This window comes from Sinomonas susongensis, from assembly GCF_005877005.1.
In the GTDB taxonomy this organism is placed as follows: domain Bacteria; phylum Actinomycetota; class Actinomycetes; order Actinomycetales; family Micrococcaceae; genus Sinomonas; species Sinomonas susongensis.
Genome location: NZ_SSNH01000001.1, coordinates 223191 through 245214, shown reverse-complemented (window position 1 = coordinate 245214; position 22024 = coordinate 223191). Strand labels below are relative to the sequence as shown.

Genomic DNA, 22024 nt, shown 5'->3' with positions numbered 1-22024 from the left:
GCTCAGACGGGCTCGAACACACATGTCGGCTGCATTCATGGGGGCAGGATGAGCAAGAGTGCTGCAGAGACTGGCCTCTTATTCAGGGGACGGGACAATAGCGATCGTGACAAAGTCACGAATGTGACGGATTGGGAGAGTGCGCGGAACAAATGACACCAGCGCTATTCGCAGATGTGACGGGTCGAATTAAGCCTCCGGACAATGTCGCACCGAATCCGGACACAAATGTGACCGCAACGGCTGTGACCGGAACGGCTGAGGCCGACCAGACCAGCACGGCGACCAGAGCCCGCAGCCGCCGCGCCGCGCACCTCGCACTGGCCGACCTCGCGAGCGTGGGCGTCGCTATGGCGGGGGCACAGCTGCTCCGCTTCGGCCCGGAGGGGTCCTCCGCCGACCTCGGCCAAGGATCCATCCCGTACGGGCTCGTCAGCCTCGTGCTCGGCCTTTCGTGGTGGGCGGCCCTCGGGCTCTCGGGTTCCCGGGACGTGCGGGTCCTCGGCTATGGTCCTGAGGAGTACAAGCGAGTCACTTCGGCGTCACTCTGGCTCTTCGGCGGCATAGCGGTCCTCTCCTACGTCCTGCAGCTCGAGACCGCGCGCGGCTACGTCGCGGTCGCCCTGCCTCTCGGCCTGGCCTGCCTGCTCTTCGGTCGTCGGCTGCTGCGCAGCGCCCTCATCCGGGACCGGCAGTCGGGGAACGCGCTCCGACGGGTCCTGCTCGTTGGAGCATCGAAGAGCGTGCGGCACCTGCACGTTCAGTTGGGCCGGCATCCAGAGGCCGGGTACCGCCCCGTCGCTGCCTACGTCACGGATCCCGACACCGCTGGGGAAGGCGAGGGTACGGGGGGCGCGCAGCACGGCTTGAGCATGCCCGTCGCCCGCCGGAGTCCGGACCTCGACGGCGTTCTCGCCGCCGTGGAGGCTTCAGGTGCGGACACCGTCGTCGTCTCGGGCGGCGCGAGCCTCGACCCGTCAGCCCTGCGGCAGCTCGGCTGGGCCCTCGCCACGCGCGACGTGGGCTTGGTCATGGCACCGGCGCTCACGGACGTCGCAGGGCCTCGCATCCACACCCAGCCAGTCGCGGGGCTCCCGCTCATTCACGTCACCACCCCACGGCTCGACGGTCCGAAGGGCCTCGCGAAGCGGGGCTTCGACATCATCGCGGCCGTCGTCCTCCTCGCTCTGCTGGCCGTGCCCATGCTCCTGATCGCCATCTGGGTGAAGCTCGACAGCCCAGGTCCGGTGATCTTTCGCCAGACCCGGATCGGGCGCGCCGGTGAGCCGTTCCGAATGCTGAAGTTCCGCTCCATGGTGGTCGGGGCGGAAAGGCAGCTCACTGGGCTCCACGACAAAAATGAAGGAAGCGGACCCCTCTTCAAACTCCGCGCGGACCCGCGCGTCACGCGATTCGGGCGGTTTATCCGGCGTCATTCGCTGGATGAACTACCGCAGCTTTTCAACGTGCTGGGGGGCAGCATGAGCCTCATCGGTCCGAGACCGCCGCTCCCCCAAGAGGTCGAACGGTACGACAAGTTCGCGCACCGCCGGCTGCTCATCAAACCGGGAATCACGGGGCTGTGGCAGGTGAGCGGCAGGAGTGACCTTTCATGGGACGATGCCATCAAATTGGACCTCTACTATGTTGAGAATTGGTCCATGATTCAGGACGTCATCATCCTGTTTCGCACCGTGGGAGCCGTCGCCGCCAAGAATGGTGCATACTGACGTGCGAATTCTGGTCACCGGCGGCGCCGGCTATCTCGGATCCCACACTGTCCTGACGCTTCTGGAAACCGGGCATGAGGTCACCGTGCTGGACAACTTCCAGAACTCGTCTCCTGTGGCGATAAGACGTATCGAGGAGCTCTCAGGCATGCCTGTCCCCTGCCTCGCCGCCGACCTTTCGGACTCCATCGCCGTCAGGCGCGCTCTGGCCGCCACCGCTCCGGACGCCGTCGTGCATTTCGCGGGCCTCAAGTCCGTCGGCGACTCGACCATGGACCCGCTGCCCTACTTCCTCGGAAACGTAGGTGGCGCGCTCAACCTCCTCGAGGCGATGGAGGAAGGCGGCGCAAGGCGCCTCCTGTTCTCGTCTTCAGCGACCGTGTACGGCGCCCCGCGCACCATACCCGTCCCCGAGGACGAACCACTCTCCGCTACGAATCCGTACGGTCGCACGAAACTCATGATCGAGCAGATGCTCGGCGATCTCGCGGCCGCCGACGACCGATGGTCTATAGGCATCCTGCGCTACTTCAACCCCGTCGGGGCGCATCCATCCGGTCGGCTCGGTGAAGATCCGCGGGGCACCCCGACGAACCTCATTCCGCTCGTGGGGCAGGTGGCCGTCGGCCTGCGCCCCTTCGTCCGAATCTTCGGGTCTGACTACGACACACCCGACGGGACCGGGATCCGGGACTTCATCCACGTGCTCGATCTCGCCAAAGGCCATGTCGCGGCCCTCGACTGGATCGTCTCGAAGACGGGAGCCCGTGCATGGAATCTTGGAACCGGGCGCGGGTACAGCGTCCTCGAGGTGCTGAGCGCCTACTCCGAAGCTGTCGGCCGGGACATCCCCTACCGCTTCGTCGAGCGGCGCCCCGGAGACATTCCGGCTTCGTTCGCCGACACCTCCAAGGCCGAGCAGGAGCTCGGCTGGAAGGCGCGTCATGGGCTCCCCGAGATGGTCGCCGACCATTGGCGCTGGCAGCGCCTCAATCCGGGCGGCTACGGAGTGTAGCCGCCCGGATCGATCAACCCGCCGTCAGAGGCAGACCACTGAACTGACCCCGAGGTTAATCTGGGCGAGAACCGACAGCGAGGCCGAGTTGGGCGCCGCCGTCGTTGGGCTCGAGGGGTGGTCATTCCCGTTGAGCTGGAGCGTGTACGTATAGACGAGCCCGACGGTCACGAGCTGACCTAGCAGGTTGATGCCCACGGAGCTTCCCTGCACGAGCGGCGAGGTGAGAGTCAGAAGCGCTGACGAGCCGCTCAGCAGTGAGATCGAGAGGAGCCCGTTCGGGCTCGCCCCGAGGGCCGCGACGTTGAGCAGCGCGCTCGACGAGAGCGTGAAGGCTGTCCCTGCCGGGATCGTCCCCTGCACTGCGGTGATCATGAAGTCCAGGCGCGACTGCCCAAGGATTCCGAGGAGTCCGGTCGAACACCTCCCCGTAATCCCGACATCCCAGAACCCTTGCGACGCCGCCGCCATCGGCACGGTGACTGCAGCGGCGATCACCGGCGCGGCCCACGCCGCCGTCTTGACCACCTGACGTCGCTCGATTTCGGGCAGCACTTCGCTGCCCCTTGTTTTTTCCATTGGTCCCCCGACCTTCCTGAAGTAGTGAGCATGCTGCTGCATGCCCGCCCCCAGTTCTACCGGCGGGCCGGCCGCGGGTCTATCGAAGCCCCGAGGGAGGCTCTGTGAAGCCTCCTTGGAACGCCGCAACCGCTTGCCGTACGGCCGGCGCAAGTTGACCGGCGCCGAACGGACCGCTCTCGGCTGCGATTCGCCCTGCTCTCCCGTGGATCATCGCCGCAGCGGCGGCCGCGTGCACCGGCCGCACGTCGGAGGTCGTTGCGAGGAGGGCTCCCACGATTCCCGTCAAGGTGTCACCGGAACCCGCGGTCGCGAGGTACGGATGTGCCACGGCCTGAATGCACACCGTGCCGTCGGGCGCCGCACACACGGTCGCGGGCCCCTTGAGCAGTACCGTCGCGCCGACCCGCTCTGCGGCGCGACGGGCCCACACCACTGGTCGTTCCTCGACCTCTGGGCGTCCTACCTCGACACCGAGCCGAGACAGGATGCGGGCCAGCTCACCTGCATGCGGAGTGAGGACGGCACGGCCGTCGAACCTCGGCCCCGGGACCCGATCGAGTCCCGAGGCGTCGACGACAATCGGAAGTCCCGAGTCCAGGGCAACCTCGAAGGCCCGGTGCTGGGCGGCGTCGTCGCCGATGCCCGGACCGACCGCCCAGGCCTGCACCCGCCCCTCAGGAGTGCCGGACGCGACCACCTCGGGATGTGCAGCGAGGACCGCACGGCGCACGCTCTCAGGCGCGATGTGGCGGACCATCCCGACGCCGGTCGCGAGGGCCGCGGCAGTAGTGAGGACGGCCGCTCCGGGATACTCGTCAGAGCCGGCGATGACGCCCAGGACTCCGCGCGTGTACTTCTGCCAGTCGTCGCGGGGCTCCGGAAGGACCGCCCTGACGTCCTCCGCCTCGAGGACGTAGGCGTCCGGGCGCGGCAGGTATTCCCCGAGTCCGATGTCGACGACTTCGACACGGCCTGCGAGCTCGCGGCCGCGCCCCGCGAGGAGCCCGGTCTTGAGCGCCCCGAACGTCACGGTCACATCAGCCCGCCACACCTCCTGCGACGCACTCCCGGAGTCCGCGTCCACGCCCGAGGGGAGGTCACAGGCGACGACGGTCGCTGCAGGCCGTGGGAAGGGCGGGCGGTAGTCCCCGCTCGAGCCCGTGCCGAGGACGGCGTCGACGACGACGTCCGCCTCCCCGAGCGTCCGCTCCACCACGCCCCCGGCCGCCTCGAACGCGGCAAGGCCAGCGGGATGGGCCGCACCCGAGGTGAGGACCGCCGTCGTCCGCACCCCGCGACCGGCAAGCTCAGCGAGCGCGAAGAGCGCGTCACCGCCGTTGTTGCCCTTGCCGACGACGGCGGTGACCCGGCCCCCGTAGAGGGCGCCCCGAAGGCGGCGCACTTCTGCGACGAGCGACCGGTACAGACCGTGGGCGGCACGGGCCATGAGTTCGGGGCCCAGGCCCCGCTCGAGAAGGGGGCGCTCGGCCTCACGGATCTGGCTGCCGGTGAACGCCGTGAGCATTCGCTCAGCCTTCTGCGACGACCATCGCGGTGGCGATCCCGCCGTCGTGCGACATGCTGAGGTGCCAGGTGCGGACCCCCCGGTCCTTCGCGACGGCGAGCACCGTGCCCTTGATCTGGATCGTCGGGCCGGAGGCGTCGAGCCCGATCCAGCAGTCCTGCCAGTTCATGCCGGCTGGAGCGCCAAGCACCTTCGCGACAGCCTCCTTCGCGGCGAACCGGGCGGCAAGCGAGCGGGCGTTGAGCTCGCGCTCGGCAGGGACGAAGAGCCGATCCCTCAGGCCGGGAGTGCGCTCGAGCTGCCGCTCGAACCGGTCGATGTCCACGACGTCCACGCCGATGCCGATGATAGCCATGGGCCTACTGTATCGTTCACATGCCCTCCACCTGGGCGGCCGGCCGGGGCTAGGGTGGCCCCATGACAGCGGAGCAGAACTGGGCGATCAGCATCCTCGAAGATGGCTTCGGCAGGGTCCGCGAGAGCGTCGAACGCGTCGTGTTCGGCCTCTCGTCGGAGCGGCTCGTCGAGCAGCCCTCGCCCGAGACGAACTCGGCCGGGTGGATCCTATGGCACCTCACCCGGATCATTGACGACCATTTCGCGGCGCTCGCCGATGTTCTCGGCGGAGCGGAAGCGGCAGCGAGGCGGGAACACCCCATGCCGCCGGGGCAGCTCTGGACGGAATGGCGCCGGCGCCTCGGCACGCCGTACCCGGAGCAGAGCACGGGCTATGGGCACGGCCCGGAGGACGTCGCGGCCTTCCCGCAGATCGAGCCGCAGCTCCTTGCGGACTATCACGACGCTGTCCACGAGCGGGCGGTCGAGGTCCTCCGCGGACTCTCGGCTGAGGACCTCGGGAAGGTCGTGGACCGGCGGTGGAACCCGCCCGTCACCGCTGCTGTGCGGCTCGTGAGCATCCTCAACGACTCGACCCAGCACGTCGGGCAGGCCGCCTACGTGAAGGGGCTGCTCGCCTCCCGCTGACCCCCCGACTCGGGTACACCAACTCCCACCCCGAACCCGTCTCGGGTACACCAACTCCACCCTGCCGGGCCGGAGGTCGAGTTGCTGTACCCGAAACGCCAGAAGGGCGCGAGTTGCCGTACCCGAAACGCCAGAAGGGCGCGATTAGCCGTACCCGAAACGGGTGGTGGGGGTGGGGGGCGGCTACTCTACCGTGACCGACTTGGCGAGGTTGCGCGGCTGGTCCACGTCGTAGCCCTTCGCGGCCGCGAGCTCGGCGGCGAAGATCTGCAGCGGGACGGTCGTGAGCAGCGGCATGAGCAGCGGCGGCGTCTCGGGCACGTAGACCACGTGCTCGGCGTACTCGCGCACCGCCTCGTCGCCCTCCTCCGCGATCACAAGCGTGCGCGCCCCGCGGGCCCGCACCTCCTGGATGTTGGAGACGACCTTCGAGTGCAGGGAGTCGCGGCCACGCGGCGAGGGCACGACGACGAACACGGGCTGGCCTTCGTCGATCAGCGCGATCGGACCGTGCTTGAGCTCGCCCGCGGCGAACCCCTCGGCGTGCAGGTAGGCGATCTCCTTGAGCTTGAGCGCGCCCTCGAGCGCGACCGGGTAGCCGACGTTGCGACCGAGGAAGAGCACGGACGTCTCGTCCTTCATGCTCCGGGCGAGCTCGCGGAGCGGACCCGTCGTGTCGAGGACCTGCTGGATCTTCTCGGGGATCTTGTTGAGGTCGGCAAGGACGTCCTTGATCTGGCCGGAGAAGATGTTGCCTCGCAGCTGGGCCAGGTAGAGGCCGAGCAGGTAGGCCGCGGTGATCTGGGCGAGGAACGCCTTCGTCGAGGCGACGGCGATCTCGGGCCCGGCGTGCGTGTACAGCACAGCGTCGGACTCGCGGGGGATCGTCGAGCCGTTTGTGTTGCAGATGGAGACCGTCTTGGCCCCCTGCTCGCGGGCGTACCTGACGGCCATGAGCGTGTCCATCGTCTCGCCGGACTGGCTGATCGAGACGACGAGGGTGTTCTTGTCCACGATCGGGTCCCGGTAGCGGAACTCGTGCGCGAGCTCGACCTCGGTGGGGATCCGGCACCAGTTCTCGATCGCGTACTTCGCCACCATGCCGGCGTACGACGCCGTTCCACACGCGAGCACGATGATCTTGTTGACCTGCTTGAGCTCGGCCGGGTCGATGCGGAGCTCGTCGAGGATGAGACGGCCTCGGGTGTCGGAACGGCCGAGGAGCGTGTCGTGCACGGCGGCCGGCTGGTCGTGGATCTCCTTCTCCATGAAGGAGGGGAAGCCGCCCTTCTCGGCCGACGCGGCGTCCCACGAGACCTCGAACTCCTTGCCTTGGGCGGGACGGCCGTAGAAGTCGGTGATCACGAAGGAATCGGGGGTGATCGTCACGATCTGGTCCTGGCCCAGCTCGACGGCCCGGCGCGTGTGGTCGATGAAGCCCGAGACGTCCGAGCCGAGGAAGTTCTCCCCCTCGCCGAGTCCGACGACGAGCGGCGAGTTCCGGCGCGCGGCAACGACGACGCCGGGCTGCTCCGCGTGCACGGCGAGGAGCGTGAACGCTCCCTCGAGCCGCTGGGCGGCGAGCTGCATCGCCTTGGTGATGTCGCCGTCGGCCGCTCCGCGGTAGTAGTCGCCGATGAGCGCTGCCGCGACCTCGGTGTCGGTCTCCGACTCGAAGGTCACGCCCTTCGCGATGAGCTCATGCTTGAGCTCGGCGTAGTTCTCGATGATGCCGTTGTGGATGACGGCGAGGCGCCCCTGATCGGCGAGGTGCGGGTGGGCGTTCGCGTCCGTGGGGCCCCCATGGGTGGCCCAGCGCGTGTGGCCGATGCCCGTGACGCTCGTGGGCAGCGGGTGCACTTCGAGTTCGCCGATGAGGTTGGCTAGCTTGCCGGCCTTCTTCCGAGACTCCACGGCGCCGTCGGCCACGACGGCGACGCCCGCGGAGTCGTAGCCCCGGTACTCGAGGCGGCGCAGTCCCTCGATCACGACGTCAAGGGCGCTGTAGTCTCCGTTTCGGCGCGCAGTTGCACTACCGACGTAGCCGACGATTCCACACATGCCGATCATCCTACCGGGGTCTCATTTCAGGGCGTATTTCGCTCCGGGCGGCGGCGTTGGCAGAATCACCTGAGTGAGTCTGGACAGGAACGAGTTCGACGGCGACGGCGCCACCCCCTTCGTCGAGCTCGACCGCGCCCGCTGGTCCCAGCTCGCGAACCGAATGGAGCAGCCGCTCAACCAGGAGGACATCGACCGGCTCCGCGGCCTCGGCGACCCTCTGGACCTCCGCGAGATCCGCGAGGTCTACCTCCCGCTCAGCCGGCTGCTCTCCCTCTATGTCGAAGCTTCGGGCCAGCTGCACCGGGCGACCCAGACGTTCCTCGGCGAGAAGACGCAGCGCACGCCGTTCGTGATTGGCGTGGCAGGCTCGGTCGCGGTCGGGAAGTCCACGATTGCCCGAGTGCTGCGCGAGATGCTGCGCCGCTGGCCCTCGACCCCGGACGTCCAGCTCATCACGACCGACGGCTTCCTCTACCCCCTCGCCGAGCTCACCCGCCGCGGGCTCCTCGAGCGCAAGGGCTTCCCCGAATCGTATGACCGCCGCGCGCTCCTGCGGTTTGTCGCCGAGATCAAGTCGGGGGCGGAGGAAGTGCGCGCGCCCTGGTACTCGCACCTCACGTACGACATCGTGCCGGGCCGCGAGGTCGTGGTGCACCGGCCTGACGTGCTCATCGTCGAGGGCCTCAACGTCCTCGCCCCCGCGCGCCCGCGCCTCGACGGCACCACCGGCCTGGCCCTCAGCGACTTCTTCGACTTCTCGATCTACGTCGACGCGAAGACGAGCTCGATCGAGGAGTGGTACGTGCAGCGGTTCCTCAAGCTCCGTTCCGGCGCGTTCGCACAGCCCGAGAGCTACTTCCACCGCTACGCCTCGCTCTCCGACCAGGAGGCGATCACGACGGCGCGTCGCATCTGGAAGTCGATCAACGAGCCGAACCTCATCCAGAACGTCCTGCCGACCCGCGGCCGGGCCCAGCTCGTGCTGAGCAAGGATGCGGATCACTCCATCCGACGGATGCTCCTGCGCAAGGTCTGACACGCGCGGCTCGTCACCCGCAGTTCACATAACATCCGCTATGCCCACGCTACCCTTGGGGCCATGCTCAACGGATTCAAAGCCTTCATCATGAAGGGCAACGTCCTCGACCTTGCCGTTGCCGTCATCATCGGGGCCGCGTTCAACGCGGTCGTGACCGCTCTCGTCCAGAACGTCCTCATGCCCGTCATCTCGCTCATCGTCGGGCAGCCGAACTTCGACAGCTTCCTCGTCTTCGGGCCCGTGAAGATCGGAGTGTTCCTCACCGCCGTTGTGAATTTCCTCATCGTCGCCGCAGCGATCTACTTCCTGGTGGTCATGCCCATGAACCACCTGATCGAGCGTCGCAATCGCCGCCTCGGCATCCGCGACCATGCGGCGGAGGAGCCCGTCGACCCCCAGATTGCCCTGCTCACCGAGATCCGCGACTCCCTCAGGGCACGTGAGGGCTAGGCCGCTCCGCCCGGCCTGACGCACGACGCCGGCCGCCCACCTCCCGAGGTGGGCGGCCGTTTGCATTGAGGTTCGTCGCCTAGACTGACCCGACCCGCCCTCTCCATGGGACCACCTCGCTAACCTCAGGAGCCCGCTCACCATGGACTATCAGGCCGACACGACGCCTCTGCCACCTCCCCGCCTCCATGGGCGCGGGGTCACCCCGTTGGGCCCGGTGGACGCCGAGCCCTCCGCGCCGCCACCGCAGGGGTGGAGGGACCGCCGTCGCCCGCCGGCCCTGACTCCGCCCGATCAGGAGGACCGGGCGCCCCGCGAGCGGCGTCCGCGAGGCCGCCTCCCCCGCCTCCCGCGGCCGCCGAAGCGCAGGAGGGGCAAGGACAGGAAGCCTCGGGGACGCTTCCGGCGAGCCCTGCGGATCACGGCGATCATCAGCGTCGTCGCGATCATCGCGAGCCTCGTCACATCGATCGCCTACAACTGGATCACCCCTCCGCGCACCGCGTTCATGCTCGAGGCTGGCGGGCCGACCGTTTACCAATATGTCTCGCTGGACCACATCAGCCGCTACACGATCGCGTCGGTCATCGCGCACGAGGACGAGGAGCTCGGAACGCGCGTGGGCGCGTTCTCCGTGAACGACTTCACAGCCCGCGCGCAGGCCTTCGCGTCGGGGCAGCCCGATCCGAGCGGCTCGACCGTCCCCCAGCAGCTCGTGAAGAACATCTTCCTGTGGCCGAGCCAGGACCCGCTGCGGAAGGGCATCGAGGCCGGGCTCTCCGAGGAGTTCGACTTCCTCATGCCGAAGACCCGGATCATGGAGCTGTACCTCAACTACGCGCAGTTCGGGCCGAAGCTGTTCGGGATCTGTGCGGCGAGCTGGTACTACTTCAACGCGCCCCCGTCGCAGCTCAACCAGTACAAGTCGGAACAGCTCATGGGCGTGCTCCCGGACCCGGACAACGTGCGGCGCGCGCCCGGCGGTGGCCTCGACATCAGCGCGAGCGCGAATCCGGAGGCGGTCGACCTCATCAACGGTGCGGCGAACGTGTGGGTCCCGCGGCAGCTCGCGGGGATGGGCGGCTGGCAGGCCGCCGTCAAGACCATCGGGATCACGGATACCGCGGCAGACCACGCGGCGACCGAGGGCAATCCGGACGGCTGTTCGACGATGCCGCAGGACGTCGCCAAGCGGCTGCAGTCCGAGGGCGTCGGCTAGGCCTCACACAGCGACGAGTTCGACGATTCCATAGGCGCCCGTGTCGATGACGCGGCCGGGCGCGAACCCGGCTCCTGCGGCGAGGGCGGCGAACTCGGCCGCCGAACGCTGCCTGCCCTCGGTCTGCGCGAGCATCATGATGTCCGAGATCGAGACGGGGAACTCGGCGCGGTTCGGCTCCTGCAGCCACTCGAGCACGAGCAGCCGGGCCCCCGACGGTGCGGCGGCGCGGACTGTGCGCAGGATCTGAGCGCACTGGTCGTCGTCCCAGTCGTGCAGGACATCCTTGAGGAGGTAGACGTCCGCGGCCGCGGAGAAGCCCTTGAACAGGTCGCCCTCGACGGCTGTCACGCGCGCTTCCACGCCTCGCGATGCGAGGTACTCCCCTGCACCCGCGAGCGGTCCGGCCTGGTCGACGAGCACGCCTGAGAGCTTCGGCCGAGCACGGAGGACCTCCGCGAGCATCGAGCCCACCCCGCCGCCCACGTCGCAGACCGTCCCCTCCTCGGGCCACGGATAGGCGGCGACGATGAGCGGTGCGGCCATGAGCGTCAGTTCGCGCATGGTCCGGGCGAAGCCCTCCTCCTCGTCGGGATGCTGCGCGAGGTGCTCCCAGATGGTGGTGCCCGTCGCCGCGTTGAACGCGGGAAGCCCGTCGTGGAGCGACTCGGGAAGCCGGGACCACCCCTCGATGACCATGGGCGAGGTCATGTAGCGGATCCAGCCGGCCATTGTGTGCTGATGGTCGTCGAGGAGCAGGCGCCCGGTGGACGTGAGCGAGAACCGGCCGCTCCGGTCGAGGCGCGCCAGCCCGTACACGGCCAGCCCGCGGAGCACCCTATGGACGGTGTCTGCGTGGAGGCCCAGCCGCCCCGCGATCGCCTCGGCGGTGAGCGGCCCCTGCGCGAGCGGCTCGACGAGGCGGGTCTGCACGACCGCTCGCATGAGCATGATCGGGGCGACCCCTCCAGTCAGCTGAAGGAACCGCGCCTGGGGCGGTTGAAGCGCGCTGCCCGCGCGTCCGAGGGCTGCACTCAACCGCTGGACGGCCCGGACGAGGCTGGGACGGAGAAGGGCCTGACGGACGACGGCGGGCGGCAGCTGGCGCATGCACCCAGCCTAGGCCGGGCGGACCGATCCGGAGTTGTCGAGCGCGAGGGAGAGCCGGCGTTCGACGACGGCGGCGAGCCGCTGGGCGATCGCCTGCGCCGTGTCCTCGTCGGCGGCCTCGACCATGACCCGAACGACGGGCTCCGTGCCCGACGGGCGAAGGAGGACGCGTCCTGTCTCCCCGAGCTCAGCCTCGGCCTCGGCCACGGCGAGGTTCACGCCGTCGTCCTCCCGGACGCGCGACTTGTCCACGCCCTTCACGTTGATGAGCACCTGCGGAAGCCGGGTCATGACGGAGGCCAGCTCCTTGAGCGGCTTGCCCGTCTTCGCGATCTGGGCTGCGAGCTGGAGGCCCGTGAGGACGCCGTCGCCCGTCGTCGCGTAGTCGAGGAAGATGACGTGGCCGCTCTGCTCGCCCCCGAGCGAGTAGCCGTGCGCCCGCATCTCCTCGAGGACGTAGCGGTCGCCGACGGCTGTCTCGCGGACCGTGATGCCGGCCTCGCGCAGCGCGATCTTGAGGCCGAGGTTGCTCATGACGGTGGCGACGAGCACGTCGTCGCGCAGGCGGCCGTCCTGCTTGAGCGCGATCCCGAGGATGGCCATGATCTGGTCCCCGTCGACGATGCTGCCCTCGTGGTCCACGGCGAGGCAGCGGTCCGCGTCGCCGTCGTGCGCCACGCCCAGGTCGGCACCGTGGGCGACCACCGCGGCCTGAAGCGCCTCGAGGTGGGTGGAGCCGACACCTTCGTTGATGTTGATCCCATCCGGCTCGGCGCCGATCACGATCACGTTTGCCCCGGCATCCTTGAAGACCTGCGGTGAGCAGCCGGACGCGGCGCCGTGCGCGCAGTCGACGACGACGGTGAGCCCGTCGAGGCGATGCGGGAGGGTCGTGAGGAGGTGCACGACGTAGCGGTCCTCGGCGTCGGCGAAGCGGCGCACGCGGCCCACGCCGTCGCCTGTCGGCCGGACGGGCTCCTGGGCGAGCTCCGCCTCGATGGCGTCCTCGACCTCGTCGGGAAGCTTGTGGCCCCCGCGCGCGAAGAACTTGATGCCGTTGTCCGGGGCGGGATTGTGGGAGGCAGAGATCATGACGCCGAAGTCGGCCTTGAGATCCGCCACGAGATACGCCGCGGCCGGGGTCGGCAGGACTCCCGCATTGTAGACGTCCACACCTGCGCTCGCGAGGCCGGCTTCGACCGCCGCGCTCAGGAACTCACCGCTTGCACGAGGGTCCCGGGCGACGACGGCGCGGGGCCTCGCACCGTCGGGGACCTCTCGGTGCCCGAGCACCACGGCTGCCGCCTGGGACAGCCTGAGTGCGAGCTGCGCGTCCAGCAGGCCATTGGCCAGCCCACGGACGCCGTCCGTTCCGAAGAGCCTAGTCATCGGGACCAGTCTAAGGGGCACGGGCAAGGGAGTGGCGCCTCGGAGGTGTTCAGGCCTTCGCGGATCGGCTGGCCGTCACAGACGGGAGGGATGGCTGCCACACTCGGCAGCCATCCCTCCCGTGCAGACTCGCTCAGTGCGCGCGGTGCGCCTTCATGCCGCGCCGGGCAGCACCCTTCGGCGAGAAGAGCACCCACAGGAGCAGCAGGAGTCCCGACGCGAAGAACGTCGTCGAGACGGTGTAGTCGGCCGCGGGAGCCCCGACGCCGGTCTGCGCCGTCATGCTCACGGAGCCCTGACCGGCAGCCGCGCCAGCACCGGCAGCGCCGACACCTGCAGCACCGGCCCCGGCGCCACCGCCAGTGCCCACAGCTGCACCTTGGGCTACGACGACCGAGGACGTCGTGCCACCGGCTGCGGCGGCCCCGCTCGGAGTCGTCTTGGCCGAGGATGTCGGACCACCCGTCGCACCACCGACGCCGGGCTTCGGCGTCCCGCTGTGCGTCTCGCTCGGAGTCGGCGACGGCGTCCCGCTGTGCGTCTCGCTCGGAGTCGGCGACGGCGTCCCGCTGTGCGTCTCGCTCGGAGTCGGCGACGGCGTCCCGCTGTGCGTCTCGCTCGGAGTCGGCGACGGCGTCCCGGTCTCTGTGGAGGTCGGCGACGGGCTCGGCTGGCAGCCGCACTCTTCGGGCGTGCTGCTGGTCGGGACCGGAACCGGGATCGAGGGCGTCGGCACGGTGGGAACCGAAGTCGGGCCGCCCCCGCCCTGCTCGCAACCACAGCCGCCAGGCGTTCCGGTGTTGCCGGAGGTACCGCCAGGGAGACCGGGCATGTCGCTCGGGAGCCCGCCGCCAGCACCGCCGAGGCCGCCAGCACCGCCCAGGCCGCCCGTGAGCGAGCCGAGGTCGATGCCCCCGCCCAGCCCGGCGCCAAGATCAGTGGAGCCTCCAACACCGCCAGCACCGCCGAGGCCGCCGGCACCGCCCACGCCACCGGTGCCACCGAGGCCGCCAGCGCCGCCCACACCACCGGCGCCGCCCAGGCCGCCCGTGAGCGAGCCGAGGTCAACGCCCGCGCCCAGCCCGGCGCCGAGGTTCGTTGAGCCACCTGCGCCCAGCCCGGCGCCGAGGTTCGTTGAGCCACCCGCGCCGCTGCCGGGCACGCCGGACATCGTCGAAGGCAATGTGCTTGTTCCAGTGTCGGGCAATCCACCGACATTGCCCGAGCCGGCCCAAGCCGGGCTCGTGGCGACGCCCGCGCTCATGAGAGCACAGGCAGTGAACGTGAAGACCATCCTCACGCCCTTCTTACGGGGCTTCGAGATTAGCGGCATGCTGGCCGCCTCCTTTCAACGCGGGCGCTCGGCGCCCTCAACGAGGTGACAAGGAGAACTGGCCTGGCATTCAGGTGCACTGTCCGCATCGGAATGTCAGGAGTACGACCTGGCCGTCGGGATTCTCGAAATTGCACGAGAACACCACGACGTCGCAGGGATCGTTGGCGAACGAGAAGGCCTTGGACTTGTCCACGAGCTTCCGGTCCGCAAGGGTGCAGGGCGCCGTCATCCCGCGGGAATCCGTCACGGTCGCCTGCTGCCCAACCGCCCAGCCGGAATAGCTGAGCATGTTGAAGGGGAATGTCGAGTCGTTGCACAGGGGCACCGATTGGTGGCAGGCGTGAGCGGCGATGACGGCCGGTCGGATCGCTCCTGTTCCGCCGGTGCCTTCAAGCCAATGGGCCACCGGGTCGAATCCGTTGCCGTCGAGCGGCGGGTCGACCGTCTCCCCCGGAGTCCAGGCGAGGGGGACGACGTTCACGGACAGTCCCGCCGCGGGCCAGCTGAACTTGGTCAACGGCATCGTGAGGCTCGTGTGCGCGGGAGCCTTGGCAGCCGGTGTCCCGGGCGCCGTGGCACCCTTGGGGCTCGCTGCTGCCGAAGGCGTGCTCAGCGAGCCCCCGAGGGCGGCAGAGAGTGCGCTCGGCTGGGCCGACGAGGCTGAAGCGGCGGGGGTCGGCGAAGCTGGCGAGGAAGCGGTGCTCGCCAGCTGCTGCGCCTCAGCCTCGCGGCTCTGCTGCCGCGCCTCCGCGTCCAGTTGGAAGCCTCCGCCGGCGAGCGCCATGCCCGCAGCGAGGGCGAGGATGATGACGCGTGAACGGCGCCAGCGCTGGCTCGCTACTCGCTTTCCCACGTGTTCTCCCCCTCGCCGTGGCGTCCCTGAGGACCCGGATTCCCAGTGGCGGCCGCCGTCGTCCCCCTCCAGCCGCTCCTGCTTTAGCTGCCGGACGGCAGGAAGGCGACGACGGCGGTACCGGCGTTAGCGCTGCGAGACGACGATGCTCTGAAGCGCGGCGCTGTTGGCGCTCGAGCAGATCGTCGCCGCGTTGACCGCGTAGGAGACGTTCGTCGCATTGATGAGCGCCGCGTTGAAGTTGAAGAAGAGCGTGTCGCGGCTCGGCAGCAGTTCGACGGACTCGGCGGCGAGGTCTGCGATGGTCAGCTTGGTCATGAGACTCAACTCCTTGGTGGAAATGATTGGACGGCCCCATTTGCGGGCCGGTGAAAGCAGTCAAGCGAAGCGCGTGTTATGCCGGTGTTATTCGCGCGTTACAGGCCGGAGCAGGGCGATGTACCTGGACATGGAAAAGCCCCGGGCCAGAATGCGAATCGTGCCCGGGGCCATTCCACCCGGATCAGTGCTGCAGGACGCCCACCCACTGGAGGACGTTCGCATTCGCCGTGGAACCGATGGTCGCCGCGTTGATGGCGAAGCCGAGGTTGACCGCAACGACCGGTGCGATGTTGATGTTGAAGAGCAGGGTGTCCCGCCGCGGAAGGAGTTCCGCGTGCTCTCCGCCGAGTTCTGCAATCGTGAGTGCGTTCATGATGATTTCCTCCTAGATATAGGCGTGCCCGGCCCGCCCAGACAGGGGCGGTGCCGGGCACGCTCCGCGGGATATATCCCGTACTCGGGAATCGGGTCCTAGTGCTGCGAGACCACGATCTGCTGGAGTGCGGCGCTGTTCGCCTGCGAACAGATGGTCGCGACATTGAGCGCGAGCGAGGAGTTCGTCGCACCCACGAGGGCTGCGTTGAAGTTCCAGAAGAGCGTCTCCCGGCGCGGGAGCAGCTCAACGTCTTCGGCGCCCAGTTCGGCCAGGGTGAGCTTCTGCATGATGGTCACCTCCTTCCAAGAGGCTCGTCGTTTCCTCTCAGCTGAGAGCGGTCTAATGGGCCGGCGTGTGGCGCCGGCTGGCCCGGATGGCCTGGATGTGCCGCCGTGAAGGCGACGTCGCCACGTGGCGGGCCCGCGTCGTCGTCGTCCGCTTGTCGGCAGTGAGACGGCGGGTGACCGCCTTGCCCAAGCTCGTCGCGACCTGGCCGAGGATGAGGACCGAGCCGACGGCGGGGAGCGCGAGCAGCAGGATCCCGAGGAAGGAAACCAGCGCCTCGGGGATCTGCCCCGTGGCGAGCGCGGTGGAGAGGTTCTCGGCGTGGACCGTCACCGCGGCGGACGCCGACATCAGGACGTAGGGCAGGCTCACTGCCGCCCAGACGAGGACGCCTGCGAGGAAGGGCACGACGACGAGGACCCAGCCCTTGACGATCCGGCGGGAAAGCGGCTTGAGCTCGCTCACGCGGGGGTCTACGGGCCGCCCTGGAATGAGGCTCCTGAAGACGGGGCCGACGCGGCCGAACAGATCGGGGACGCCAGCCAGGTCCGCAAGGACGAAATAGCCGTCGAGACGGATGGTGGGCGGGAGCTGCTGGGCCATCTGGAGCTGGGTCACGATCACGGCAAGGAGCAGCAACGGGCTGCCTGTCAGGAGGTAGCCGATTCCGGCGGCGAGGACCCACCACACATGGAAGTACAGGCCGCCCAGGTCAGTCCGGATGCGTCCGGCTCGGCTGAGGCGGTAGGAATCGGTGACGTCCGTGTAGAAGGCCGGGAAGACGACATAGAGGCCGACGCCGATCACCCCCGGCGTCGCCCCGCCATACCGGCACGCGGTGGCATGGCCAAGCTCGTGGAACAGGGCCCCGACCGTCATGAGCAGGAAGAGGGTGAGGAGCATCGTGGGCGTCATGAGGACGTCGTTGAGCGCCGCAGTGGGGTCTGAACCGAGGAAGAGTCGGACGTCGAGCGCCACGAGACCCAGGCAGGCGAGGATCACGACCGGGGTCGCGTAGAGGGGCTTGAAGATGAGCGACAGGCGCTCGACGGCGCTGCGCGGCACCACTGTCGCCTTCGCTCGCAATGCGAGAAGGGGCGTCGCGCTCGGCGCTTCCGTGACGGTCACCGTTCCTGGGACCTCGAGGAGGCCGAGCGGATGGAGCTTCGATTTCGCGAGGAGGTTCAGTCCCTCGACGTCCAGCTCACGGCCATACGCGTCGCTCACGCGCCGGGCAAGCTCGTCGGAAAGGAGGGGGCCCTCGGCGAAATAGACGATGTGGTGCAGGAGCTCGCTCAACTGGACCACCTGCCCATCCGCACGCCGGGCGAGGTAAGTGGTGTGGTTGAGGCCGGAGCCGGAGACCTGGCCGAGCAGTTCTACGCCGGCCGCCCGTTGCCACCCTGTCTCCGCGACTGCGAGGTCCTCCGTCATGGTGCCCTTCCTTCGACTCGGTCCCCGGTCCCGGCCGTGTCTGCGGGATGGGGGCTTTCCGGGGCGGCCGGCCCGGAAGGACCGGCCGCCCCGGAAGGGGATCAGGACAACTCAGTGCTGGTAGACCGAGACGCTCTGGAGAGCCGCGCTGTTGGCGACGGAGCCCCACGTGACGGCGTTCAGGGCGAGGGAGCTGTTCGAGGCCATGACCTGCGCGAAGTTGAAGTTGAGGAAGAGCGTGTCGCGGCTCGGGAGCAGCTCGACGGACTCGGTGGCGATTTCGGTGAGGGTCAGCTTCGTCATGAGACTCATCTCCTTGGTGAAGTGGGTTTTGGTTTCGCGGTCGAAAACCGATCGCTGAAGAGAGTCAAGCGAAGGCTGTGTTATTGAGGCGTTACGGCTGCGTTATGGCCGACTGGTTCCCTGCAGTTCCCCGGAGAACTCGACGCGTCGGGGGCTCGAGTGAGAGTCGTCTCGCGGATTCGAGTACAGACAAGTGTGGATTGCGAGTACGGGGGCTTGCCAAAGTGTAGGGAGAACGGCAGGACTCAGGAGGGCAGGGCAATGTTGGGCACCGAGGACGTGGTCCGAGTCTGGAACAGGGCAGGGAACCCGATGCCAGACAAACGTCTCGACCAGTACGCCCGGGCCCTAGCGTCCGGAAGTCGGATCGGGGCCTACCACGCGCTCGCCGACGACGAGGAAGACCGCGTCATCCTCGCCCTGTATCGAGTCGACCGGCCCCGGGCCACGTTCGCAGACCTGCATCAGGCGCCCCCGCTGGCCCTGGCCAGCTACCACCAACTGCTCCACGACCTCGCGCGCGAAGGACTCGGCCCTCTCTAGACGTCCCTGTCGCCTCGAGACTTGCCTAACGCCGGCCAAGTCCAGCCGGTCAGCCGCAGCCGTGCTGTGTCCCGCAGCCGTGCTGTCAGCCGCTCCAGACGTCGCCGGCCAGGATCCGTTCCGCCTCGGCCCGGGCTTGGTCCTCGCTGAGGCCAGCCTCCCTCAGGTTCCCGAGCAGATGCTCTCGCATGCGGGACGCCCCCTTGTCCCTGAGGCCCATCCGCGTCTGGGACGGCAGGTGTTCACCCAGACGACCGACTGGAGTCGCCGCATGCTCCCGCCGAAGGAATGCCCGCAAACTGTCATCAGCTCTGCTGCTCATCGTGCTTCCGGTCCTGACGGGCGCCGATGCCCGCGAAGAGAATGGCGCCCTTCTGCTTGAATCACCCTTCTCCAATAGTGACGCCGGAACGAACGACGAGAGCATGCCATGGAATGACAATTTCTTGACAGATCCTGCAAGGGGCCCGGCAGTCTCCTGAGTGCGGACCGCTTCTCTGAGCGACGCTGCCGTCTCCCGCAACCGGGCTCCCCAGCTTCCAGACCGGCTCCCCCGGCTTTCCAGCGATTCGGGCAGCCGAACTCCCCAGCTTCCAAACCGGATCCCCCAGCTTTCATCGGTTCAAGCAGCCGAACTCGCCAGCTTCCAAACCGGCTCCCCCAGCTTCCAAACCGGATCCCCCAGCTTTTAGACCCGACTCCCCAGCCTCCAGGCCGAACTCCCCTGCTCATAGCCCCGACTCCCAGACCTCTGGCCGGTCCCGTACGTGGCGAGGTAGGAGTCGCAAGGCTCCCTCCGCCGTCATCGGTGGCAAAGCTGGGGAGTTCGGCTGCCCGGACCGCTGGAAGCTGGGGAACCCGGCGGCGAAGCTGGGGAACCCGGCGGCGAAGCTGGGGAGTTCGGCTGCCCGGACCGCTGGAAGCTGGGGAACCCGGCGGCGAAGCTGGGGAACCCGGCCGTGAAGCTGGGGGATCCGGTTGGAAGCTGGGGAACCCGGCCGTGAAGCTGGGGAACCCGGCCGTGAAGCTGGGGAACCCGGCGGTGAAGCTGGGGAGTTCGGCTGCCCGGACCGCTGGAAGCTGGGGAGTTCGGCGGTGCTGACCCCTGGAAGCCGAACAGGCTCGAGTCCCCTCGGGGCTCGAGGCCCCCCGTCACGAGTCTCCGATCACCCGGCCTGCACCTCAACCCGCACTCCGACCTGAGCCGGCCGAAGGTCAGAGGAGATTGCGGACTTCGCGCGGGCCGCGGCGTCGTCGGCGTCGTGCTGTGCTGCTTCGCGCCGGGCGCTCGGCCCCATGGAAGCGGCAGCCTTCTGAGCGGCGGGGCTCGTCAGCTTGACCCCGAGGTCATGCTCGATCTGCTGGATGATGGACTTCGTCGTCGCGGTCAGCTCCCGCTGGGTGCCGCCGACGACGACGAACTGGAGGGCGACCGCCGTCGTGGTGCATGCTGAGCAGCCCGCGTTCAAGGCGAGCGAACGGTTGTTGACCTGGACCGTGCTGACGCTGGGCCCGGTGACGATCTGCACCGAGATGGCGGACGATGAGCAGCTGGCGCAGCTCGACCAGGCAGTAGCGACATTGTCAGCGATTGCGGCGCCTCCCGGCTGGACCGAAACGGTCTGCAGCGTCGTGGCCGTTCCCGAGCAGCCACCGCACCCGCTGGTGGCGACAGCGGTCGCGACGGCCTTCCGTCCCGAGCCCTGAAGGACCGACCGGGCATTCGCCGAGTCCGTGACGAGGGGCTGGGCGACCGTGGGAATGGCCGACGAGGCCGCGTCCAGCGACACGGAGGCACGTGAATCGTCGCTCGGACCGCGGCCCTCAGCGGACGCAGGAACTGAGGCCGCGAGGAACACCGTTGCGACCAGCGAAAGGATGAGGGCCGGAATTCTCCAGCTGCGGCGAGATGCCATGACGGTGCGCTCCTTCTAGGACCTGGTGAGATAGACAGCTGCGGCTGACTTGGGGGCCTTGGCCAAGGCGACCGGGCGGCGGACGTCATCCGACACCAGGACCTCCCCGAGCTCGGACTTGAGACGCGGGGAAGGGTGGAGTCCCATTTCCTCCCAAAGGCGTCGGCGGAAATGCTCGTGGGTTCGCAGTGCCGCGGCCGGATCGCCGGCCAGGACCTGCGCACGGATCAACAAGGCCTGTGACCGCTCGCGCAGCGGTTCGAGCTCGGCCGCGTGGCGGGCTGCAATCACGGCCCCCTCGGGGTTTCCGCTCTCGAGCCGCTGACGCGCCATCGCCTCAAGCGCGGCGATGCGGAAGGACCGCCAGCGCTCCTGCTGGTAGAGCACCCAGTCGTCGTACCAGCCAGGAAGGAGTTCGACGCCGGCCAGCATCTCCTCGATACCGGGATCGACGGCGTCGTCGACGAGCTCGGGATCTACGCGGCGCCGCAGTTCGTGCACGTCCACGCGGACACCGCTGCACAGGCTCACCGGCTCGATCTCATCGGTCAGCAGGCCGGGGAGCTCGTGCCGCAGCTTGAAGACGGCCGTGCGGACGCTGCCAGCGGCCTGCCGCTGGCTGCTCTCAGGCCACAGGAGGCCGGCAAGATACGAGCGTGGCCTGGGTCCGGAGAGTGCCAGCACCGTGATGAGCCGTTGCTGGCGGATTCCCACCGGCACGGGCTCGCCCCGGTCCAAAAGCTGCCAACACCCCAGAAGCCGTAGTTCCCATCTCGACATCCTTCGACCCCCCGAAATTGCCGCAATTCATCCGGTCCAATGAGCGGACGGCCAGCGGCCACCGCTCCCGGTCCGCCGTAGGTCGTCCTCTGCTCGAACTGGCCGCCGAACCGTGCAACGGTCCGGCAGCGGATCCACGAACAGTACAGCGGTAGACCAGTGAGTCTGTCCCCAGTAACCGCTACGCGTCCCATGGGGTGAGCACACCTAGGGAAGAGCCGATCCGGTACTCAGGTCCCCGCGTCCGATACTCGGAAACTACGTGCCGAACCAACGTCTTCGCAGGTCAAAAGCCAGGGCAACCCACCGGTAACGCCCCAGTAACGGCCGTCGCTAAATCTTGTGATTGCCGGCAGAAATCACAGGGGATGGAGATGTAGATGAGCTCACCGTCCGACCCGGCGATGTCCGCTTACCGCGAGGCGATGAGCCTCGATGTCCCCGCCCTCACCGCCGGACTGGTTGAAATCCTCGGGCCGAAGCTTGTGGCCTATCTCGGCTCTGTGAAGGAAACCCGCGCCGTCCGGCAGTGGGTCTCCGGAGAACGGGGCCCCTCGCGCGCCGTCGTCAAACGACTTCGTGATGCATACCACATCGCCCGGCTCCTCAGCAGCACGCATCCGCCGGAGGTGGTTCAAGCCTGGTTCCAAGGCATGAACCCCCTGCTCGACGACGCGCCGCCGGCTCGGCTGCTGCGCGACAACGATTCAGCCGAGATAGCGCACCGCGTGCTCAATGCCGCCCGCGCCTTCGTTTCGGAATGAGGCCAA

23 protein-coding genes are annotated in these 22024 nt (G+C 68.4%); 8 read left to right on the top strand and 15 right to left on the bottom strand.

Annotation, left to right across the window (positions count from 1 at the left end):
* The first annotated feature begins 230 nt into the window (after positions 1–230).
* Both E6A21_RS01200 and galE read left to right on the top strand, forming a co-directional pair.
* Positions 231–1730 carry a sugar transferase gene (locus tag E6A21_RS01200; RefSeq protein ID WP_246036116.1) on the top strand — a complete coding sequence of 500 codons (1500 nt, stop codon included), beginning with the start codon at positions 231–233 and terminating at the stop codon, positions 1728–1730.
* Position 1731: 1 nt separating this feature from the next.
* Positions 1732–2745 (top strand): UDP-glucose 4-epimerase GalE, encoded by a 1014-nt coding sequence (gene galE, locus E6A21_RS01195; protein WP_138442306.1) that lies wholly within the window; start codon positions 1732–1734, stop codon positions 2743–2745.
* Between the two features lie 24 nt (positions 2746–2769).
* Here the strand turns inward: galE and E6A21_RS01190 are convergent, their stop codons facing one another.
* From E6A21_RS01190 to E6A21_RS01180, 3 genes are all read right to left on the bottom strand, one after another.
* Positions 2770–3300, bottom strand: coding sequence for a hypothetical protein (locus E6A21_RS01190; protein ID WP_138442305.1), 531 nt, complete (start codon positions 3298–3300; stop codon positions 2770–2772).
* 103 nt (positions 3301–3403) lie between these two features.
* Positions 3404–4852, bottom strand: coding sequence for an NAD(P)H-hydrate dehydratase (locus E6A21_RS01185; RefSeq protein WP_138442304.1), 1449 nt, complete (start codon positions 4850–4852; stop codon positions 3404–3406).
* Positions 4853–4856: 4 nt separating this feature from the next.
* Entirely contained in the window at positions 4857–5207 is a 351-nt protein-coding gene (locus E6A21_RS01180; RefSeq protein ID WP_138442303.1) for a holo-ACP synthase, read from the bottom strand.
* Positions 5208–5269: 62 nt separating this feature from the next.
* Here E6A21_RS01180 and E6A21_RS01175 point away from each other — a divergent pair, with 62 nt between their 5' ends.
* Positions 5270–5836 (top strand): mycothiol transferase, encoded by a 567-nt coding sequence (locus E6A21_RS01175; protein ID WP_138442302.1) that lies wholly within the window; start codon positions 5270–5272, stop codon positions 5834–5836.
* Positions 5837–6019: 183 nt separating this feature from the next.
* Here E6A21_RS01175 and glmS read toward each other — a convergent pair whose 3' ends face one another.
* Complete coding sequence (gene glmS / locus E6A21_RS01170; RefSeq protein WP_138442301.1) at positions 6020–7897, bottom strand: glutamine--fructose-6-phosphate transaminase (isomerizing); 1878 nt, start codon at positions 7895–7897, stop codon at positions 6020–6022.
* Positions 7898–7970: 73 nt separating this feature from the next.
* Between glmS and coaA the strand changes: the two genes are divergently transcribed.
* The 3 genes from coaA to E6A21_RS01155 all read left to right on the top strand — a co-directional run bounded on the left by coaA (position 7971) and on the right by E6A21_RS01155 (position 10608).
* On the top strand, positions 7971–8936 hold the full coding sequence (gene coaA / locus E6A21_RS01165) for a type I pantothenate kinase (protein WP_138442300.1): 966 nt from the start codon (positions 7971–7973) through the stop codon (positions 8934–8936).
* A gap of 63 nt (positions 8937–8999) precedes the next feature.
* The gene (gene mscL / locus E6A21_RS01160) at positions 9000–9389 is read left to right on the top strand and encodes a large conductance mechanosensitive channel protein MscL (RefSeq protein WP_138442299.1); all 390 of its coding nucleotides are present in this window, start codon (positions 9000–9002) and stop codon (positions 9387–9389) included.
* Positions 9390–9531: 142 nt separating this feature from the next.
* Positions 9532–10608 (top strand): transglycosylase domain-containing protein, encoded by a 1077-nt coding sequence (locus E6A21_RS01155; RefSeq protein ID WP_138442298.1) that lies wholly within the window; start codon positions 9532–9534, stop codon positions 10606–10608.
* Between the two features lie 3 nt (positions 10609–10611).
* Here E6A21_RS01155 and E6A21_RS01150 read toward each other — a convergent pair whose 3' ends face one another.
* The 9 genes from E6A21_RS01150 to E6A21_RS01110 all read right to left on the bottom strand — a co-directional run bounded on the left by E6A21_RS01150 (position 10612) and on the right by E6A21_RS01110 (position 18015).
* Positions 10612–11718 carry a methyltransferase gene (locus E6A21_RS01150; RefSeq protein WP_138442297.1) on the bottom strand — a complete coding sequence of 369 codons (1107 nt, stop codon included), beginning with the start codon at positions 11716–11718 and terminating at the stop codon, positions 10612–10614.
* A gap of 9 nt (positions 11719–11727) precedes the next feature.
* Positions 11728–13107, bottom strand: coding sequence for a phosphoglucosamine mutase (glmM, locus tag E6A21_RS01145; protein WP_138442296.1), 1380 nt, complete (start codon positions 13105–13107; stop codon positions 11728–11730).
* Between the two features lie 133 nt (positions 13108–13240).
* Complete coding sequence (locus E6A21_RS01140) at positions 13241–14269, bottom strand: hypothetical protein (protein ID WP_138442295.1); 1029 nt, start codon at positions 14267–14269, stop codon at positions 13241–13243.
* 241 nt (positions 14270–14510) lie between these two features.
* Complete coding sequence (locus tag E6A21_RS01135) at positions 14511–15296, bottom strand: sortase family protein (protein ID WP_138442294.1); 786 nt, start codon at positions 15294–15296, stop codon at positions 14511–14513.
* Positions 15297–15422: 126 nt separating this feature from the next.
* On the bottom strand, positions 15423–15614 hold the full coding sequence (locus tag E6A21_RS01130; RefSeq protein WP_138442293.1) for a hypothetical protein: 192 nt from the start codon (positions 15612–15614) through the stop codon (positions 15423–15425).
* 184 nt (positions 15615–15798) lie between these two features.
* Positions 15799–15990, bottom strand: coding sequence for a hypothetical protein (locus E6A21_RS01125; RefSeq protein WP_138442292.1), 192 nt, complete (start codon positions 15988–15990; stop codon positions 15799–15801).
* A 98-nt stretch (positions 15991–16088) separates the two neighbouring features.
* Positions 16089–16280, bottom strand: coding sequence for a hypothetical protein (locus tag E6A21_RS01120; RefSeq protein WP_138442291.1), 192 nt, complete (start codon positions 16278–16280; stop codon positions 16089–16091).
* 52 nt (positions 16281–16332) lie between these two features.
* Positions 16333–17712: a hypothetical protein gene (locus E6A21_RS01115; protein WP_138442290.1), complete on the bottom strand. Its 1380-nt coding sequence runs from the start codon at positions 17710–17712 to the stop codon at positions 16333–16335.
* Positions 17713–17823: 111 nt separating this feature from the next.
* Positions 17824–18015, bottom strand: a complete 192-nt coding sequence (locus tag E6A21_RS01110; protein WP_138442289.1) for a hypothetical protein — start codon at positions 18013–18015, stop codon at positions 17824–17826.
* A 312-nt stretch (positions 18016–18327) separates the two neighbouring features.
* Between E6A21_RS01110 and E6A21_RS01105 the strand changes: the two genes are divergently transcribed.
* Positions 18328–18558, top strand: coding sequence for a hypothetical protein (locus E6A21_RS01105; protein ID WP_138442288.1), 231 nt, complete (start codon positions 18328–18330; stop codon positions 18556–18558).
* A gap of 1166 nt (positions 18559–19724) precedes the next feature.
* On the opposite strand, the gene E6A21_RS01100 is transcribed toward E6A21_RS01105, so the two are convergent.
* Both E6A21_RS01100 and E6A21_RS01095 read right to left on the bottom strand, forming a co-directional pair.
* Positions 19725–20474 (bottom strand): hypothetical protein, encoded by a 750-nt coding sequence (locus E6A21_RS01100; RefSeq protein ID WP_138442287.1) that lies wholly within the window; start codon positions 20472–20474, stop codon positions 19725–19727.
* A gap of 15 nt (positions 20475–20489) precedes the next feature.
* Positions 20490–21194 (bottom strand): AfsR/SARP family transcriptional regulator, encoded by a 705-nt coding sequence (locus E6A21_RS01095; protein WP_171041214.1) that lies wholly within the window; start codon positions 21192–21194, stop codon positions 20490–20492.
* 440 nt (positions 21195–21634) lie between these two features.
* On the opposite strand from E6A21_RS01095, the gene E6A21_RS01090 reads away from it, so the two are divergent.
* Positions 21635–22018 carry a hypothetical protein gene (locus E6A21_RS01090; protein WP_138442285.1) on the top strand — a complete coding sequence of 128 codons (384 nt, stop codon included), beginning with the start codon at positions 21635–21637 and terminating at the stop codon, positions 22016–22018.
* The last annotated feature ends 6 nt before the right edge of the window (positions 22019–22024 follow it).

Bases quoted from the DNA above. Each gene is read 5' to 3' on its own strand.
- E6A21_RS01185 (WP_138442304.1), bottom strand. From the start codon at position 4,852: ATGCTCACGGCGTTCACCGGCAGCCAGATCCGTGAGGCCGAGCGCCCC.
- E6A21_RS01180 (WP_138442303.1), bottom strand. From the start codon at position 5,207: ATGGCTATCATCGGCATCGGCGTGGACGTCGTGGACATCGACCGGTTC.
- E6A21_RS01175 (WP_138442302.1), top strand. From the start codon at position 5,270: ATGACAGCGGAGCAGAACTGGGCGATCAGCATCCTCGAAGATGGCTTC.
- glmS (WP_138442301.1), bottom strand. From the start codon at position 7,897: ATGTGTGGAATCGTCGGCTACGTCGGTAGTGCAACTGCGCGCCGAAAC.
- mscL (WP_138442299.1), top strand. From the start codon at position 9,000: ATGCTCAACGGATTCAAAGCCTTCATCATGAAGGGCAACGTCCTCGAC.
- E6A21_RS01155 (WP_138442298.1), top strand. From the start codon at position 9,532: ATGGACTATCAGGCCGACACGACGCCTCTGCCACCTCCCCGCCTCCAT.
- E6A21_RS01150 (WP_138442297.1), bottom strand. From the start codon at position 11,718: ATGCGCCAGCTGCCGCCCGCCGTCGTCCGTCAGGCCCTTCTCCGTCCC.
- glmM (WP_138442296.1), bottom strand. From the start codon at position 13,107: ATGACTAGGCTCTTCGGAACGGACGGCGTCCGTGGGCTGGCCAATGGC.
- E6A21_RS01130 (WP_138442293.1), bottom strand. From the start codon at position 15,614: ATGACCAAGCTGACCATCGCAGACCTCGCCGCCGAGTCCGTCGAACTG.
- E6A21_RS01125 (WP_138442292.1), bottom strand. From the start codon at position 15,990: ATGAACGCACTCACGATTGCAGAACTCGGCGGAGAGCACGCGGAACTC.
- E6A21_RS01120 (WP_138442291.1), bottom strand. From the start codon at position 16,280: ATGCAGAAGCTCACCCTGGCCGAACTGGGCGCCGAAGACGTTGAGCTG.
- E6A21_RS01115 (WP_138442290.1), bottom strand. From the start codon at position 17,712: ATGACGGAGGACCTCGCAGTCGCGGAGACAGGGTGGCAACGGGCGGCC.
- E6A21_RS01110 (WP_138442289.1), bottom strand. From the start codon at position 18,015: ATGACGAAGCTGACCCTCACCGAAATCGCCACCGAGTCCGTCGAGCTG.
- E6A21_RS01105 (WP_138442288.1), top strand. From the start codon at position 18,328: ATGCCAGACAAACGTCTCGACCAGTACGCCCGGGCCCTAGCGTCCGGA.
- E6A21_RS01100 (WP_138442287.1), bottom strand. From the start codon at position 20,474: ATGGCATCTCGCCGCAGCTGGAGAATTCCGGCCCTCATCCTTTCGCTG.
- E6A21_RS01090 (WP_138442285.1), top strand. From the start codon at position 21,635: ATGAGCTCACCGTCCGACCCGGCGATGTCCGCTTACCGCGAGGCGATG.